A 16,564-nucleotide genomic window follows, 5' to 3' on the forward strand; every position below is an offset into this window, starting at 1 on the left:
AGTTTTACCGTGCATATCACAAAATAACACGCAAACCCCAGCCTTGCATGGCTGAGGTCGGGTCGATTTGCATTCTTCTTCAGCTCCGAAAGGACTGAGCGCCTAAAACAGTTGCAGATCTTTTGAGCCGCTTTGGATTTCGGCAAAATTCGGCATGTTCTGGACCGCCAATGGTGCCGGGGCCGCGCCCGGCATCGCGACGGTTGGCTTCGCTGCTGCGGCCTTTCCAAAGGCTGGGCGCTCTAGCTCGCCCCGGATATCGCGCAGCAGGGTTTTGTGATCAGGCATTGATCTGAGTATCTGCGCAAGATCCACTTTCGCGCCTTTCCACCACTGGAACCAGATCGGTTTCTTCAACGGCCGCAAGCGATCGCGGATGCCGGCGCCATAGCCCGTATCATAGACCTGCTTACCCAAAAGAACCGTTTGATAGACGCGGAAATCGAAAAGCGTTGCAAACTCGATATCTCGTTCCAAAGGCAGGCGGTGCTGCCACAGTTCAAGGTTCTCGGCCAGCCGATCCGGTATCTTCATTTCGGTCCGCGCGTCGATCCAATATTGATCATCCGTGCGGTTGCCCAAGCGGTAGTGCAGACAAATGAAATCCAGAACCTCGTCATAGAGCTTGTCCATTTGCTTGTTATATCTCGCCCGCAGCGACGGTTCGATGTCCCGCGTAGGCAGATGCTCGGCGAACCAGCGCACCGCATGATCAATCATGTGGATCGCTGTACTTTCCAGCGGTTCGATGAACCCTCCGGCCAGTCCGATCGCCACGCAATTCTTGACCCAGGCATTGCGCACTCGTCCGATACGCATCGGGATCACGCGCGGCGTCGCACCTTTGCCGCTGTCGCCCAGCCATTCGAGGTATTCATCCGCCGCCTGTTCATCCGTGCGATGCGCAGATGAGTAGACATAGCCCGTGCCCACACGGTTAAAGAGTGGCACCCGCCAGGTCCACCCTGCACCAAGTGCGGTGGACCGTGTGACGCTTTCAATTTTTTCTGGATCCGGGTGCTCGATCTGCAACGCCATGGCGCGGTCGTTGGGCAGATAGTCAGAATAATCCATGAAAGGCTCGCCCAGCGCCTTGTTGATAATCAAGCCGCGAAACCCGGTGCAATCCACGACCATCTCAATGTCATGGCGGCCTTTCTTTTCCAGCATCAGATGGCTGACATTGCCCTGCTCATCCAGCTCGACCGATTTCACCTCGTCCTGGATATGCTCAACGCCGCGCTTGGTGCAAACCCTGGTCAACATGCCTGCAAACTTCACAGCATCCAGATGATAGGCATAGCCGAACCGCTGCTCAAACTCTGGCTGACCCAGTGGCCGCCCACCTTTGCACAGGCGCGCCAGATCATCATGGGGCGAGATGGACTGCGTGAAATCCCTATCGCCATTGCCAAAGCGCAGGAAGTATTCTGCGGGCTCTAACCCCTCTAACAACTGGCCATGCGCAAAAGGGTTCACGTAATCAATGCGATTGCCTTTGGCGTCCTTGTTCCAATTACAAAACTTCACGCCCAGCTTGAACGAGGCGTTGGTCTCACGGAAGAAATCCCGCTCTGAAATGCCGGCCTGGCGCAGCGTGACCGGCATCCGTGGAACGGTGGCCTCGCCGACGCCCACAGTCGAGATATTGGGGCTTTCGATCAGGCAGATACGCGGGCGATCCTTGGGTGCTGACGTGCGTGAAAACACCATTTCCAGGATCAGCGCGGTCATCCAACCTGCCGTGCCGCCACCCACAATGGTGATCTTTCGCAAACGATTATTCATATTTTCTGTCCCTGTTGGTTTTGGGGTTTTTTAGCCGCCTGCCCTTTTTGATTTTGGGGCTTGTAAAGCAGCTTTCCCTTTTTGCCTGAGGGAAACTATAACAGCTTTCCTGCATCCAGCTAGGCACTATGACGGCCGAACCTGCATACATGTCGGGTCATCAGACCCGGCAACACAGGCCGCTCGCCACTGCGCGACTTTCTTTAGGATGGTGGATGCTGCGAGAAAGGAAATGCGCAAGTACCGGCCCTGCGTCAGATATCCTCGCCTTTTTTCAGAAGCTCTTCGATCAGAGCGCGCTGAAGATCATTGCTATCGCCGCCGCCAAATTCCGCAACTCCGCTGGAATACAAGGTGCCGTAGGTGTTGGCGATGTTCACCGTCTGGGCCAGCCCCGAGATCAACTGATCCCTTTCCAGCCGCGACAAGGGGTGGATGAACGCAGCCCACAAGGTGCCATTGGCAATCGCATATCGCGCATCCAGGGTACTGTCGAAATTCGCCTGCATCATCCGTTGCATGTCCTGAGCACTCAGATCTTCGACACTTTGGATCGACACCATGGCCCGCATCCGGTCCGCATTGACGTCGGTAATCACCAGAACGGGAACCTCCGCGATGGTAAGCTGAAAGCCCGGCCCAAGAGGCTCTGTCTCGGGGTCAAGCGCAAACAATATCTTGCCCAAACGCTCGTAGGTCATTGGCGGTTCTGCCTCTTGCGCTGAAAGCGCACTGGCGAGAAAGGTAAAAATCAAAATCAGGCGGAACATCAATCACCTCCGGCAGATGTCGATACCAAGGTAATCGACGCCTCGGGCGCTGGCCAAACAAAGCTTAGTGAACAAAGTTGTGTTTGCTCTGGCAAACGGCCCTAGGGCAGAACTGGTTCGATGACCTCAATCGCGCGGGCAAGAGCCGCGTCAATGCTCAGGTCCGAGGTATCCAGTATGACCGCATCCCCAGCTGGCTTCATAGGTGCCGTGCTGCGTTCGGCATCCCGAGCGTCCCGCTCACGCACATCGGTCAACACCTGTGCGCGTGTAACCTCATGGCCGTTGGCGTCCAGTTCCAGAAACCGTCTCTCAGCGCGCACTTCGGCGCTGGCGGTGACAAACAGTTTCACCTCGGCCCGCGGGCAAATAACGGTTCCGATATCACGACCGTCCAACACCGCACCGCCCGCGCGGCGCGCAAAGGCGCGCTGAAAATCGACCAATGCAGCCCGCACCTCGGGGATAACTGCAACTTTTGAGGCCGCTTGCGCGATTTCAGCCGTGCGCAGATCACCCTGATCCAGGTCCTCGGCTGTCAGCGTTTGCGCGGCACTAACCGGGTCGGCACCTTCCAGCGTTCTGCGGCCAACCGCACGGTAAAGCAGGCCGGTATCGAGATGCGCAAACCCGAAATGGGCGGCAACGGCATTGGAAATTGTGCCCTTCCCCGCTGCTGCCGGGCCATCGATTGCTATGGTGAAACTGGCAACTGCCATCGCATTTACCGGTTGTTTCGCTGCAGCCGCGCACCAAGGCCAGCCATCAACGGTTCGAAGATCGGGAAAGACGTTGCGATCGGGCCGCCATCGTCGACCTCGACCGGATTTTTCGCCCCCATACCCATAACCATAAAGGACATCGCGATCCGGTGATCCAGAAAGCTCTCACAGGTGCCGCCGCCAGGAATATTGCCAATTCCCAGACCGTCCACCGACCACCAATCATCGCCCTCATCGACGGTGATACCATTGGCGCGCAGCCCTCGGGCCATCGCATCAATGCGGTCGCTTTCCTTGACGCGCAGCTCTTTCACGCCGCCCATCATCGTGGTGCCCGTGGCATTTGCCGCGACCACAGACAGAACAGGATATTCGTCAATCATCGACGCCGCCCGTTCCGGAGGAACCGAGATTCCCTTCATATCGGGCGAATAGCGCGCGCGCAGATCGGCAACCGGTTCGCCGCCCTCTTCACGTTCATTCTCATAGGTCAGGTCAGCACCCATCTCACGCAGAGTGGTAAACAGACCCGCGCGTGTCGGGTTCAGGCCGATGCCCGGAACCAGAACATCAGACCCGGGGGTGATCAGCGCCGCACAGACCGGGAAGGCCGCGCTGGAGGGATCACGGGGGACCGCGATCACCTGCGGCTTCAATTCGGGCCGCCCGGTCAGGGTGATAACGCGCCCCTCATCGGTATCCTCGACTGTGATTTCGGCACCAAACCCAGCCAGCATCCGCTCGGAATGGTCGCGGGTCGCTTCGGCCTCAATCACCACGGTCTTGCCCGGTGCGTTCAGACCTGCCAACAAAACGGCAGATTTCACCTGTGCAGAGGGAACAGGAACCTCGTACTTTACTGGGACAGGGTCTGCTGCACCCACAATCGTCATAGGTAGGCGCCCCTCGGTGCGTCCTACAGATTGCGCACCAAACAACGCCAGAGGATCGGTTACCCGCGCCATAGGGCGTTTGTTGAGGCTGGCATCCCCCGTGAATGTCGCGGAGATAGCAGAGGTCGCCATCGCGCCCATGATCAACCGAACGCCGGTGCCCGAGTTGCCGCAGTCAATGACCTGATCGGGTTCGGCAAAGCCACCGACGCCCACACCATGGACTGACCATTCGCCACCCCCGTGATCCGTCACCTCAGCCCCAAATGCACGCATCGCCTTTGCGGTGTCCAGAACGTCCTCACCCTCCAACAGACCGGTGATCCGGGTTTCACCCACGGCCATCGCGCCCAGGATCAGCGATCGGTGCGAGATCGACTTGTCACCAGGCACCTCGGCCGTTCCGGTCAGCGGACCGCAAGGGTGCGAGGTCATCGGGATGGGCGTGCCGTGTCCGGACATGGGGGCTCCTGTTTTCGCTATCAGTTCCCAAGCCGATTAGCGAATTGGAGGCGCTTGGTCCAGCCGCAATCAGTCGTTGCGGCGGAAGGTCAGGTAATGCGGTGTCCGCCCTTCGCGCAGGGCCTTCTGCTCATAGCGCGTGGAAATCCAGTCTTCCCAAGGCTCACGCCAATCGGTGGGGCGTTCCGCCAACCATTCGAAACCAGCGCCCGGCACCTCTTCCAACGTTTGGCGGACATAGTCGGGAATATCTGTTGCAACGCGAAAGATCGCGCCCGGTTTCAACGACCGCGCCAACGGCTCCAGATGCTCTGGGGTCACGAACCGACGGCGGTGATGCCGGGTTTTGGGCCAGGGATCGGGGTACAGAAGAAAGGCGCGTGATATGCTGGCTTCGGGCAAGACATCAAAAAGATCGCGCGCATCGCCGGGATGCACCGCCAGATTCTCGACCCCAGCCTTGCGAATCTTGCCCAACAACATGGCAACACCGTTGATATAGGGTTCAGCCCCAATGATGCCGATATCCGGATTGCTGGCCGCCTGATGCACCAGATGCTCGCCGCCGCCAAAGCCGATCTCAAGCCAGACATCCTTGCCACCGAACAGTTCCTTCAGATCCAGCGGATTGCGTTCAGGATTGCTCTCCCAGTCCACAGCACCCGGAGACAGCGCATCGAGGTCTTCGCTCAGATACGTCTTTTGGCTTTGCTTCAGGGTCTTGCCTTTGAACCGGCCATAAAAGTTTCTGCGGGGGCGTTGGGGTGTCTGGGTGCTCATGGCGGTGCCCATACTGCGGGGACGGCTCAGAGGCAAGGGGCGGCGGCAGAGCAGAATAGCCGCCGCCTCTCATACATTTCCCAAGAAATAGGCGCGCCCGCAAGGGCGCACCTATTAATACCAGTCAGATCAAACCGCCGCTTTCAACGCGTCTGCTAGATCTGTGCGCTCCCAGCTGAAACCCCCATCCGCTTCCGGCTGGCGACCAAAATGGCCATAGGCTGCTGTGCGCTGATAGATCGGCTTGTTCAGCTCCAGATGCTGACGGATGCCACGTGGGGTCAGGTCCATCACCTGGCTGACGGCTTTTTCAATCCGATCATCCGCGATCTGCCCCGTGCCATGCGTGTCCGCATAGATCGACAGAGGCCGGGAAACGCCAATGGCATAGCTCAGCTGGATCGTGCAACGCTCGGCCATTCCTGCGGCCACGACATTCTTAGCCAGATAACGCGCGGCATAAGCCGCCGAACGGTCTACCTTGGTCGGGTCTTTGCCCGAAAACGCTCCGCCACCATGAGGCGCTGCACCACCATAAGTGTCCACGATGATCTTACGACCGGTCAGACCCGCATCGCCATCCGGACCGCCAATGACGAACTTGCCGGTGGGGTTCACGTGCCAATCGGTCTGATCGGTCAGCCAACCCTCGGGCAAGGTTTCGGTGATATACGGCTCAACAATGGCGCGAATATCGGCCGAGCTCAGCGTCTCATCCAGATGCTGGGTTGACAGAACGATCGAGCTGACGCCAACCGGCTTGCTATCCTGGTAGATCACTGACAGCTGCGATTTCGCATCCGGGCCCAGCGCAGGCTCGGTCCCGTTCTTGCGCACCTCGGCCAGACGGCGCAGGATTGCATGGGAATACTGGATCGGCGCAGGCATAAGCGCGGGTGTCTCGGTGGTGGCATAGCCGAACATGATGCCCTGATCGCCAGCACCTTCGTCCTTGTCACCCGACGCATCTACGCCCTGCGCAATATGTGCAGATTGCTCATGCAGCAGGTTCGTAACTTCTACCGTCTCGTGGTGGAACTTATCCTGCTCATAGCCGATATCCTTGATACAGGCGCGGGCGATCTCGTCGATGCGGCCCATATAGTCATGCAGCTTGTCCTGATCAGACAGCCCCACTTCGCCGCCGATCACCACGCGATCCGTTGTCGCAAAGGTCTCGCACGCAACGCGTGCCTCGGGTTCTTCGTTCAGAAATGCGTCAAGTACAGCATCGGAAATACGGTCACAAACCTTATCCGGATGCCCTTCGGAAACGGATTCCGAAGTAAAGGTATAGTTCTGTCGGGACATACAAGTGCTCCATTAAGATTACCCCGTCACGCCAGGAAGCCGTTGTGATGGGCACAAGAGGGGATAAGCCCCCCGAAACTGAGGGTCAATGCGAAATCATAGGTTTCGCCGCCGCAGCCGGTACCATAACAGGCTAAACAGCACCAATAACACGGCAAAGACAGGATTATCCCCCATTCGGGAATAAGCCGTCGGAGAATGAGGCGCCGGAAGTCCGGCATCAATATAGCCCGCCTGCCCAAGCGGCAGGGCCTCGGTGATCCGGCCAAGCGGGTCAATCATGGCGGAGACGCCGGTATTGGCCGAACGCATCATGGGCAGCCCCTGCTCGATGGCGCGCATCTGTGCCTGAGCCAGGTGCTGATACGGTCCCGAGCGCGTTCCGAACCACGCATCATTGGTGATTTGCAGAAGGAAATCAGCGCGCCCCGGCGCGGATAGGACATCCTGGGTGAACACAGCTTCGTAGCAGATCAACGGCAGCGCTTTACCCAATGGGCCTGCATCCAGCAGCGCCGCCCCCGACCCGGCGCTGAACCCATGTCCGGTGGTTGCAGCCATGCCATAGATCCCGAACCGCGCCATCACGTCGCCAAACGGAACATATTCGCCAAAAGGCGCCAGATGATGTTTGTCGTACAGCCCCTGCTGAGCCCCATCCACATCAAGGTAGATCATCGAGTTGTAGATACGCGGCCCGTCGCCTCGTTGAATTCCCAGAACAACCGGCGTGCCTTGCGCCGCCTCGGCGATGGCATCCAAATACGGCTGCGCGCTGCCCAGCCAGGCGGGAACCGAGGTTTCAGGCCAAACGATCAGGTCTGGCTGTGGTTCGGCGGCAGTAAACTCGATCTGACGTGCGAAGAAAAGAGGTGCAAACTCTGGATCCCATTTCTGATGTTGCAACGCATTGGGCTGAACCAAGCGAACGATATGTCCCGTTTCGACCACAGCGGGCCGCGTCCCCGCATAGCCCAAAGCCAATGCGACCGATGCCACACTGATGCCCAAGGGTACGAATACTCCGGAACGCAGCGCCAAAGCCGCCCCTAGTGGCAGTGTCGCCACCAAGGTCAGCGCCCCAAGCCCGTAAGGCCCAAAAAGTGACAGTAGCTGCGCAACAGGGGTCTCGACCCAGACCTGCGCCAGCCCGGCCCAGGGGAACCCGGTCAGAACATAACCGCGGGCACATTCCGCCAACGAGATTGCCAAGGCGAGAAACAACGCCTGTGAAACCCCGCGCGCGCCGGGCCTGCGTGCAACCCAGAATGCCAGCGCCCAGAACAGCGCCAAACCACCAGCCATGAAGACCAAAGCAAACGGAGCCATCCAAGCGTGACGATCGGCGTCCACCAGAAACGGCTCGACAATCCAGCTGAGTGCATGGGCGAAATACCCGGTCCCAAACGCCCAACCGATCCACGCCGCACGCGCACGTGTCTCGGTGCTCTGAAATATCGGTGCGACCAACACCAACGCCAATACAGAAGCCACCCAATACCCAAAGGGAGCCAGACCAAATGCAGCCAGTCCTCCCAACAAACCAGAAAGGACAAATCTAAGCCAAATGGGCCAAGCCCGTATCAGGCTCATGCAACGATATCCGGCAGCATGACACGCAGCCGTTTGATGCGCCGCGGATCCGCATCAATCACCTCAAATTCAGGCCCTTCCGGATGCAGAACAACCTCTCCTCGTGCCGGAACCCGTCCGGACAACATGAAGACCAACCCGCCAAGCGTGTCGATCTCTTCCTCATCGACATCCTCGTGGCTGGTCAAGGAACGCCCGATCTCGGCTTCGAAATCTTCAAGGGGAATCCGCGCCTGCACCACATAACATCCAGGTTTTTCCTGAACCCAAAGTTGGCTTTCATCCGCATCATGTTCGTCCGCGATCTCACCAACAACCTGTTCGATCAGGTCTTCGATCGTCAGCAACCCGTCGACACCACCATATTCGTCGATCACCAATGCCATGTGGCGGCGCTCGGTTTGCATTTTGGTCATCAGCACACCGATCGGCATCGACGGCGGCACGAACAGCAATGTCCGCAACATCGACACCAGATCAAACTCAGTCGAGCCGCCGTTGAACCCGTGCGTCAACGCGAAATCTTTCAGGTGGATAAAGCCCAAAGGCGTATCCAGCGTTCCTTCATAAACAGGTATCCTGGACAGACCGCTTTCCCGGAAAACCTGGGCCAGCTCATCTTTGGATATCGTCGACGGTACTGACACGATCTCGACCGTGGGAATCGCCACATCCTCGACCCGCATCCGGCGCAGATTAATCATGCCGCGAGGTTGAGCCGGATCGACCTCTTGCCCATTGACCTCAGAAGCCGAGTCTTCACTCTGCGTTGAGAACGCATCCACTATTCGAGAGAAAAGTCCTGGTCTCTCAGTGACATTTTCGTTGCCGTCCTTCGGTTGCGCGCCCTGCGCCGCCATAGAACTGCCGTCTGTTTCGCCCATTTTCCCATTCCAAATGATAAGCCGAAAGGCTCGCTCTAAGCATTATATGGGTCATCAATACCCAGTTTGCCAAGTATCTCCACCTCAACACCCTCCATCAGCGTGGCGTCGAGATCACGAATGTGATCATAACCCAGCAAATGCAACAGGCCGTGAACGATCAGATGTGTGACATGATCATCCATGTTTTTCCCTGCCTCCGCCGCCTCGCGGGCACAAGTATCATAAGAAATCGCGATATCGCCCAGAGCAATTTCCCCTGAGAAATCGGGTTCAGGGAGTATCGGAGTCTGCCCGGCGGAGTCCGCAGCCAAATCTTCGGCTGGCCAGCTAAGCACATTGGTCGGTGACGCCTTTTCGCGGAATTCCGTGTTCAACTGGGCGATCCGTGCATCGTCGCATCCCAGCAGGCTAACCTCACACAGGTCCGCATCAAGATCGAAATGATCCAAAACCGCCCTTGTGGCGCGCTCTGCCAAAAACTCGAGCCCGTCCCAGCGCGTGTCTTCAACCGATAGTTCCAGGTTCATGCCACCATGTCCAAAATCCCGATACCGGGACCCAGAAGATCAACCCGTTTCACGGCCCGTATCGGCCTCATACGCTTCGATGATCGCGGCGACAAGTGGGTGCCGGACAACATCCTTGGAGGTGAAATAGTTGAAGCTGATATTTGGTATCGTGCTCAACAGCCGTTCTGCATCCGCCAATCCCGACTGAACCCCGCGCGGCAGGTCAACCTGTGACCGGTCGCCTGTTATGACCATGCGGCTGCCTTCGCCCAAACGGGTCAGGAACATTTTCATCTGCATGGTCGTGGCGTTCTGCGCCTCATCCAGCACAACGAAGGCGTTCGCGAGCGTACGGCCACGCATGAACGCCAGAGGTGCAATCTCGATGCGCTTTTCCTCGATCAGTTTGGCCAGTTGTTTCCCGGGCAAAAAATCATTCAGCGCATCATAGAGCGGCTGCATATAGGGATCGACCTTGTCCTTCATGTCGCCAGGTAGATATCCCAGCTTTTCGCCCGCTTCGACGGCGGGACGACTAAGGATGATGCGGTCGACATGCCCGCCGATAAACATCGATACGCCAACGGCCACGGCCAGATAGGTCTTCCCCGTGCCCGCCGGACCTATGCCAAAGGCCAGCTCATTGTTGAACAAGGACTGAACATAGACTTTCTGGGCGTCAGTACGCGGCTCGACCAGCTTTTTGCGGGTTTTGATCTCAACCGAACCACCCTTGAACATCTCAAGCTGATCGCCATCCCGGCTGCCGGTTCCTGTTTCCGACCCGCCCATGCGAAGTTCGCGGTCTACATCCGCTGCTTCTACGTCACGACCACCTTCCAGGCGGGTATACAGCGCTTGCAGAACTTCGATCGCCTGTTTTTGGGATTCGTCGTCACCCATGACAACCAGTTGGTTGCCACGGCGCACAATCTGTACGGTCAGCTTCTGTTCGATTTCGGTCAGGTTGCGGTCATATTCGCCGCAAAGATCTATCAATAACCGATTGTCTGGAAATTCAACAAACGCTTCCCGCTGGGGCGTTTCATTTTGCGGTGGGTTCAGGGCGCCAATGGCCAATCCGCTCTCCTGTCTGGGCGTTTCACCCCAAGCGTAGACAACATTTCTTGGTGGGCGCAAGCCAGAGATTCAAATTTTCCGTACAGAATGGTAAAACCGCCGATCAAGTTGGAGGCAACGCGAACGTTCTAAACAGGCAAACCTAGAACTGATAGTTCAGGCCAAACCGCAAACCACGGTAACGGGGCGTCGATTTGGTCGTAAACCCGTTGTCAAATTCGACGGTTTCAGAATCGAACCGGACGTATTCATATTCCCCAGTGATCGACCAGTTCTCATTCAATTTGTGCTCGGCGCCAATGCTGGCCGAGAACCCTTTTCGACTGTCTTTATCCTGAAAGGACTGGGTTGTTGCCCCGGATGTAATCGAACTGGTCGTGGTTATATCGCCATGCACGTAACCAACGGAAATAAAGTATAACACTCTGCCACTTGGGTTTGTCAGACCGTTCCGAAAGCGAATTGAGATGACATCCGAAATCTCTGAACCGCCATTGACGACCGAGGTTCCGATCTGCGTCGACACTTCATCGTCCAGAGATCCGAAATCATAGCCCAACTCGACCCCATAGACGTAGTCACGCCCGCCTTTTGCGGGCAGAAGACCGCGCCAACCGCCCCGAATACCACCGTAACTGCCGGTGAGGTCCAATTCGCCGACAGCGAACGTATCTGTAGGCGTCGTCAGGCCAAAGCGGTCCGAGCCGCTGGTCGAATAGCCGGCTGTCAAACCCAGATAGAAGGCGCTGACATCGCTGCCATACCGTGCTGACGATATTACCGGCGGTTCAGATAAATCCGGATCCAGATTCCCTGCAGCAGCGGAATTGAGTACCAGAAACAACGCGGCCATTGCGGGAAGAGCAACCCTGATATTAGGCCCTGCACTAAATCTCAAAAGTTTCACTCGCACCCTCCGTCATCCCGATCCGACACCAGGATCAGCACTGATATGCCGTTTCAGGAGGCGTTAGCCTAGGCCCCGAAAAAACCTGACTTTTCTCGGAACATAATTCCAAGTGATAAATCAAGGGTAAATCTTGGAAACAAATACCAGCGATGGTATCCGCATCACAGATAAAGGACGGGTCAGAGCAACTGCCCCGCCAGAGAATTCGCACCTGATCCGGTGATCAAAACGTCCCGCAACGCACCAATCTCCACATCCGCGTCAGAGACGTGAACCGAATGAAGATATTCAGATTTTCCCACTATCTGTCCCGGCAACCGGCCGGTTTTTTCGAACAGAACGCGGACTTTGCGTCCAACCATGGCATCCTGAATTTCGCGCTGATGACGCGTGATCAATCCCTGCAGCCGCTGTAGGCGGTCATCCGCCACCCCAGGATCAACCTGAGACCGCTCGGCTGCGGGCGTTCCCGGGCGCGTCGAATACTTGAACGAATAGGCATAGCCGTATTTGACCTGCTCGACCAAATCCATGGTGGCCTGAAAATCTTGGTCGGTTTCTTCAGGGAACCCAACGATGAAATCACCAGACATGACAATATCCGGACGCGCAGCGCGGATACGCTCGATCAGACGCAAATAGCTTTCGGCTGTGTGACTGCGGTTCATTCGCTTCAGAATGCGATCCGAACCCGACTGGACCGGTAAATGAAGATAGGGCATCAGTTTTTCGCAGGTGCCGTGCGCCTCGATCAGGTCGTCGGCCATGTCATTCGGGTGCGACGTGGTAAAGCGGATGCGCTCTAGCCCGTCGACCTTGTTCAACTCCCAGATCAGTCCCGCCAGCGACATGTCGCCGTTCGGTCCAGCACCGTGATAGGCGTTGACGTTCTGACCCAGCAGAGTGATCTCGCGCACGCCACGTTCGACCAGATCCTGTGCCTCGCGGACGATACGGTCCACCGGACGGCTGACTTCGGCGCCTCGGGTATAGGGCACCACGCAGAAGGCGCAGAATTTATCGCAGCCTTCCTGAACCGTCAGAAAAGCGGTGGGGCCACGCTTGGCCTTGGGACGATTCTTGAGCTTTTCGAACTTGTCCTCTTCGGGGAAATCCGTGTCCAGCGCCTTGGCGCCTTCGCGCGTCTTGGCTTCCATCTCAGGCAGACGGTGATAGCTTTGCGGGCCAACCACCAGATCGACCAGGGGCTGACGGCGCATGATTTCTTCGCCCTCGGCCTGCGCGACGCAGCCCGCGACCCCGATCTTGAGATCGGGTTTTTCGGCTTTCAACCCTTTGAAACGCCCCAGCTCGGAATAGACCTTTTCGGCTGCTTTTTCCCGGATGTGACAGGTGTTCAGCAGAATCATATCCGCGTCATCCGGGCTCTGGGTTTCGACATAGCCCTGCCCCCCCAGGGTCTCGGCCATACGCTCGCTGTCATAGACGTTCATCTGGCAACCATAGGTCTTGATGTACAGCTTTTTGGGTTCTGACATGGGGTTGGGCCTTTGCGTTCGCGGGATCGGCGTCATCTATACCCAACGAACGCCGCTTGCAATGCCAGCGCGATTACCCGATTTTGGCCGAAAACTCCAGTTGGACGGGGCCGGACAGGCAATGCAGTACGACAGTCTCACTTCTTTCCTTCAATCCGGCAAGGCCGCGTTGGCCAAAGGTCCGGTTGCGATGATCTTCGCCGAAGACGATGTCGAGATCGACGGCACCATCCGGCACCATCTGAACCTTGGCTTCAAATCACTGATCGTGTTTATGCCCGAGGCCTTTGCGCTGGATCCCAAACTGACCGAGCGCATCCACAGGGTGACGCTGACATGTGCACCCAGAACCGTTGTCTTTGACACGGTTAATCAGGTCATTCGGGCCGCCCCGGATCTTTGGATGTACTACTGCTATAATGCCGAATACCTGTTCTTTTCTTTCTGTGAAACGCGCACGATCGGAGAGTTGCTGGCTTTCCACACCGAAGAACGCCGGAACGCCATGCTAACCCATGTGATCGACCTGTATGCTGATGACTTGGGCGCGTTTCCAAATGGGGTTGCCCCAGACCAAGCCATGCTGGACAGCACCGGGTATTACGCACATGCCCGACACAATGCCGAAGGACACCCGCTGGAAAGACAGCTGGACATATCCGGCGGTTTGCGCTGGCGGTTCGAAGATCACATCCCCTATGAACGCCGCCGTATCGACAGAATCGGGCTGTTCAAATCGCGAAATGATCTGTTGTTACTGCCTGACCACACGTTCAATGAGCCCGAGTACAACACCTATTCCTGCCCATGGCACCACAATCTGACGGCGGCGATCTGTTCCTTCCGCGCAGCCAAGGCGCTCAAAAGCAACGCGGGGTCGACCTTCGACATCCCCAGCTTCCGCTGGCGCAACTCAGCTCGGTTCCAGTGGTCATCCCAGCAGCTGCTGGAACTGGGGCTCATCGAATCGGGGCAGTGGTTCTAGGCAGTTCAGCGTCGCAGCAGAACCGGGAACCAATCTTCCCGCAAACGCTGCCCGGGCTGCATGTCGTGGCCCGGAAACGGAGGCGAAGTGCGCCCCGGACGTTCCACATATCGCGCATCCTCCCCAACCAACCGCAAGGAAAAAGCACGGCGGCGGCTGTCAGACTGGTTTCCACGCGCGCCATGCAGCGTACGGTAGTTGAAGGCAACCGCGTCACCGGGTTCCATTTCGAATTCAACCACCCTCATACCTTCGGCATCGGGGTCGGGAATGGGGATGTACTGGCCTTCATCCGCGAAAAACCCTTCTTCCGAGACCCAACGCGTGGGCAGAACCTCTTTCTCCCATCTATGTGAACCTGCCACACAACGAAGGGTGGCCTGTGTCACCGGGTCCAATGGCGACCAGAAACTGATCGTCTGACGGCCCTCGACGAAATAGTATGGCCCATCCTGGTGCCACGGCGTTGCCATCGACGTGCCTGGTTCTTTCACCAGAACATGGTCATGGAACATTTGTACGGTTTGCGACTGCATCAGATCCGCTGCGACCTCGGCTGCCGGTGAATTGTGGATCACGTTCTGGAACTGTTCGATACGCGACCAGTTGCAGTAATCATCAAAGAACAGACCGGTTTCGCCCTGTTTTTGGTTGTCCGACGCATATGGTCCGGGTTCAGCCATATTGGCCGCGATGCCGTCACGCAGCGTATCCACGTAGTCGGCGAACAAACCTTTGATCAGAACCACGCCGTCCTGTTGGTATGTGTCAATCATCTCTTGCGTAACCAGGGGGTGTGCCATCTGCGCCTCCGTTCGAATTTAACCTGAATTTGCTCATGAAATTTTCATCTATTCAAATAATATCTTTGAAATGTATAGTTAACTTTATGTTATACGTTACCCTACGCCAATATGAATATGTCTGCGCCATCGGACGGCATGGCAGCCTGTCTGCTGCAGCGTTGCATCTAAATGTTTCGCAGCCAGCCCTGTCGAATGCGCTAACCCGGGTCGAAGACCAGTTGGGCTATCCGCTGTTTATCCGAAAGCGCGGAGCGGCTATGGCGCTGACACCGCAGGGACGTAGCTTTATTGAAAACGCCGAGGCCCTGCTGACACGTGCCGCACGTTTGGAAAATTCTGGAACAGACGGGACCGCAACCACGCGCCTGCGTCTGGGCTGTTTCGACGACCTCGCGCCTTTCCTGCTGGCAAAGGCTTTGCATAGCCTGCGACAGAACATGCCCGAAGTTGATATCACATATCGCGTAGACGAATTTCAGGGCCTGATTTCCGGCCTCGTCAATGGTGAGATCGACCTTGCCTTGACTTATGGCCTGACACTGGATGCGGCCTTTTCCACGACCACCTTGTTCACCAATCGACCAATCGCGGTTATGACAAAAGGCCACCCCTTGGCCAATCGGGCGCAGGTATCATTGCAGGATGTAATGGCCTACCCCCTGATACTATCGAACGAGGGACTATCTGCGCAGCATTTCCTGAGTCTCTTCCGTCAACTTGGGCAGAACCCCAATGTCGCACATCGGGCCGCGTCGCCCGAGATCCAACGCAGCCTCGCGGCGCATGGAGAAGGCGTTGCCATCAGCTATGCCAACATTCCTGCCAAGACCAGCTATGACGGGATGCCGTTGGTCAGCATACCTGTGTCAGATGAAATCGCAGCAGAACCCGTTGTTGTGGCACGGCATGGAACAGGCCCTATGGATCCGCATAGCGAAAAGGCACAGCACATCCTGACCGGACTGATGACGTAAGTTTACTTTTTACGCAGACGGATCACAACGTCGACTGACGCGATCTCAACCCCTTCAGGCGCGTCGGGCAGTCGCTGGATGACCAGCTGTTCGGACGGAGCATCGCTGAGCCGGCCCTCATCTTCCCAATAGAAATGCGGATGATCATGCGTGTTGGTGTCGAAATAGCTTTTCGATCCGTCAACGGTAATTTCTTGCAGAACCCCGGCATCGCAAAAGGCGCGCAACGTGTTGTAAACCGTCGCCAGAGAAACAGCATCTCCGTTCTGTTTGGCCGATTCAAACAGGCTTTCGGCGGTGACGTGGCGATGGCGGCCATCACCGACCAGCAGCTCTGCCAATGCTACGCGCTGACGCGTCGGACGCAATCCGGCGTGAACCAACCAACCTGTGGCTATGCTCTGGCAATCTGCTGTCATCAGTCCAATACCAATTTGTTGCTGTGGTATATATAAGTGCTGTAGTCAGGTAATTTCAAATGAATTTCATTCGCAGAGAATAATGTAAACACAACATGATGTAGGCCACTGCTCTTGCAGGACCTTGCATACGGGTGCTAGACGAGACCAAATTAGATGGAAAGACCCCTGGCAGG

General features: G+C 56.9%; 16 protein-coding genes and 1 riboswitch. Of the genes, 2 read left to right on the plus strand and 14 right to left on the minus strand.

The window, feature by feature from the left end; genetic code table 11:
* Positions 1–102: 102 nt before the first annotated feature.
* The 12 genes from AC2FJW_RS18345 to miaB form a co-directional block, all read right to left on the minus strand.
* Entirely contained in the window at positions 103–1,788 is a 1,686-nt protein-coding gene (locus tag AC2FJW_RS18345; RefSeq protein ID WP_496750976.1) for a tryptophan halogenase family protein, read from the minus strand.
* 254 nt (positions 1,789–2,042) lie between these two features.
* Entirely contained in the window at positions 2,043–2,558 is a 516-nt protein-coding gene (locus AC2FJW_RS18350) for a hypothetical protein (RefSeq protein WP_271951586.1), read from the minus strand.
* 101 nt (positions 2,559–2,659) lie between these two features.
* A complete protein-coding gene (locus tag AC2FJW_RS18355; protein ID WP_496750978.1) occupies positions 2,660–3,277 on the minus strand; it encodes a (d)CMP kinase in 618 nt (205 codons plus the stop codon).
* A gap of 5 nt (positions 3,278–3,282) precedes the next feature.
* Positions 3,283–4,635, minus strand: coding sequence for a 3-phosphoshikimate 1-carboxyvinyltransferase (gene aroA, locus AC2FJW_RS18360; protein ID WP_496750979.1), 1,353 nt, complete (start codon positions 4,633–4,635; stop codon positions 3,283–3,285).
* 69 nt (positions 4,636–4,704) lie between these two features.
* A complete protein-coding gene (gene trmB / locus AC2FJW_RS18365) occupies positions 4,705–5,415 on the minus strand; it encodes a tRNA (guanine(46)-N(7))-methyltransferase TrmB (RefSeq protein WP_496678946.1) in 711 nt (236 codons plus the stop codon).
* A gap of 129 nt (positions 5,416–5,544) precedes the next feature.
* On the minus strand, positions 5,545–6,726 hold the full coding sequence (gene metK, locus AC2FJW_RS18370; protein ID WP_496750981.1) for a methionine adenosyltransferase: 1,182 nt from the start codon (positions 6,724–6,726) through the stop codon (positions 5,545–5,547).
* Between the two features lie 5 nt (positions 6,727–6,731).
* Positions 6,732–6,780, minus strand: a riboswitch (SAM-SAH riboswitch).
* A gap of 42 nt (positions 6,781–6,822) precedes the next feature.
* A complete protein-coding gene (gene lnt, locus AC2FJW_RS18375; RefSeq protein ID WP_496750982.1) occupies positions 6,823–8,319 on the minus strand; it encodes an apolipoprotein N-acyltransferase in 1,497 nt (498 codons plus the stop codon).
* The gene (locus AC2FJW_RS18380) at positions 8,316–9,203 is read right to left on the minus strand and encodes a hemolysin family protein (RefSeq protein ID WP_142639432.1); all 888 of its coding nucleotides are present in this window, start codon (positions 9,201–9,203) and stop codon (positions 8,316–8,318) included. Before AC2FJW_RS18380 ends, lnt begins: the two co-directional genes overlap by 4 nt.
* A 35-nt stretch (positions 9,204–9,238) precedes the next feature.
* Positions 9,239–9,733, minus strand: a complete 495-nt coding sequence (gene ybeY / locus AC2FJW_RS18385) for an rRNA maturation RNase YbeY (RefSeq protein ID WP_496750984.1) — start codon at positions 9,731–9,733, stop codon at positions 9,239–9,241.
* 39 nt (positions 9,734–9,772) lie between these two features.
* A complete protein-coding gene (locus AC2FJW_RS18390) occupies positions 9,773–10,795 on the minus strand; it encodes a PhoH family protein (RefSeq protein ID WP_142639428.1) in 1,023 nt (340 codons plus the stop codon).
* Between the two features lie 142 nt (positions 10,796–10,937).
* Positions 10,938–11,702, minus strand: coding sequence for an outer membrane protein (locus AC2FJW_RS18395; protein WP_496698792.1), 765 nt, complete (start codon positions 11,700–11,702; stop codon positions 10,938–10,940).
* A 182-nt stretch (positions 11,703–11,884) separates the two neighbouring features.
* The gene (gene miaB, locus AC2FJW_RS18400; RefSeq protein WP_496750985.1) at positions 11,885–13,204 is read right to left on the minus strand and encodes a tRNA (N6-isopentenyl adenosine(37)-C2)-methylthiotransferase MiaB; all 1,320 of its coding nucleotides are present in this window, start codon (positions 13,202–13,204) and stop codon (positions 11,885–11,887) included.
* 121 nt (positions 13,205–13,325) lie between these two features.
* On the opposite strand from miaB, the gene AC2FJW_RS18405 reads away from it, so the two are divergent.
* Complete coding sequence (locus AC2FJW_RS18405; protein ID WP_496751032.1) at positions 13,326–14,189, plus strand: hypothetical protein; 864 nt, start codon at positions 13,326–13,328, stop codon at positions 14,187–14,189.
* Positions 14,190–14,194: 5 nt separating this feature from the next.
* Here AC2FJW_RS18405 and AC2FJW_RS18410 read toward each other — a convergent pair whose 3' ends face one another.
* Complete coding sequence (locus tag AC2FJW_RS18410) at positions 14,195–14,992, minus strand: phytanoyl-CoA dioxygenase family protein (RefSeq protein WP_142639425.1); 798 nt, start codon at positions 14,990–14,992, stop codon at positions 14,195–14,197.
* Between the two features lie 86 nt (positions 14,993–15,078).
* Between AC2FJW_RS18410 and AC2FJW_RS18415 the strand changes: the two genes are divergently transcribed.
* Complete coding sequence (locus tag AC2FJW_RS18415; protein ID WP_246097313.1) at positions 15,079–15,969, plus strand: LysR family transcriptional regulator; 891 nt, start codon at positions 15,079–15,081, stop codon at positions 15,967–15,969.
* 2 nt (positions 15,970–15,971) lie between these two features.
* Here the strand turns inward: AC2FJW_RS18415 and irrA are convergent, their stop codons facing one another.
* Complete coding sequence (gene irrA / locus AC2FJW_RS18420; RefSeq protein ID WP_142639421.1) at positions 15,972–16,388, minus strand: iron response transcriptional regulator IrrA; 417 nt, start codon at positions 16,386–16,388, stop codon at positions 15,972–15,974.
* Positions 16,389–16,564: the final 176 nt, after the last annotated feature.

The sequence above is a fragment of the Ruegeria sp. CDSA020 genome (assembly GCF_059612345.1).

What these genes read in the sequence shown, in the direction of transcription:
- ybeY (WP_496750984.1), bottom strand. Translation starts at nt 9,733, where the DNA reads ATGAACCTGGAACTATCGGTTGAAGACACGCGCTGGGACGGGCTCGAG.
- lnt (WP_496750982.1), bottom strand. Translation starts at nt 8,319, where the DNA reads ATGAGCCTGATACGGGCTTGGCCCATTTGGCTTAGATTTGTCCTTTCT.
- AC2FJW_RS18380 (WP_142639432.1), bottom strand. Translation starts at nt 9,203, where the DNA reads ATGGGCGAAACAGACGGCAGTTCTATGGCGGCGCAGGGCGCGCAACCG.
- AC2FJW_RS18345 (WP_496750976.1), bottom strand. Translation starts at nt 1,788, where the DNA reads ATGAATAATCGTTTGCGAAAGATCACCATTGTGGGTGGCGGCACGGCA.
- AC2FJW_RS18355 (WP_496750978.1), bottom strand. Translation starts at nt 3,277, where the DNA reads ATGGCAGTTGCCAGTTTCACCATAGCAATCGATGGCCCGGCAGCAGCG.
- AC2FJW_RS18415 (WP_246097313.1), top strand. Translation starts at nt 15,079, where the DNA reads ATGTTATACGTTACCCTACGCCAATATGAATATGTCTGCGCCATCGGA.
- irrA (WP_142639421.1), bottom strand. Translation starts at nt 16,388, where the DNA reads ATGACAGCAGATTGCCAGAGCATAGCCACAGGTTGGTTGGTTCACGCC.
- AC2FJW_RS18405 (WP_496751032.1), top strand. Translation starts at nt 13,326, where the DNA reads ATGCAGTACGACAGTCTCACTTCTTTCCTTCAATCCGGCAAGGCCGCG.
- metK (WP_496750981.1), bottom strand. Translation starts at nt 6,726, where the DNA reads ATGTCCCGACAGAACTATACCTTTACTTCGGAATCCGTTTCCGAAGGG.
- aroA (WP_496750979.1), bottom strand. Translation starts at nt 4,635, where the DNA reads ATGTCCGGACACGGCACGCCCATCCCGATGACCTCGCACCCTTGCGGT.
- miaB (WP_496750985.1), bottom strand. Translation starts at nt 13,204, where the DNA reads ATGTCAGAACCCAAAAAGCTGTACATCAAGACCTATGGTTGCCAGATG.
- AC2FJW_RS18410 (WP_142639425.1), bottom strand. Translation starts at nt 14,992, where the DNA reads ATGGCACACCCCCTGGTTACGCAAGAGATGATTGACACATACCAACAG.
- trmB (WP_496678946.1), bottom strand. Translation starts at nt 5,415, where the DNA reads ATGAGCACCCAGACACCCCAACGCCCCCGCAGAAACTTTTATGGCCGG.
- AC2FJW_RS18350 (WP_271951586.1), bottom strand. Translation starts at nt 2,558, where the DNA reads ATGTTCCGCCTGATTTTGATTTTTACCTTTCTCGCCAGTGCGCTTTCA.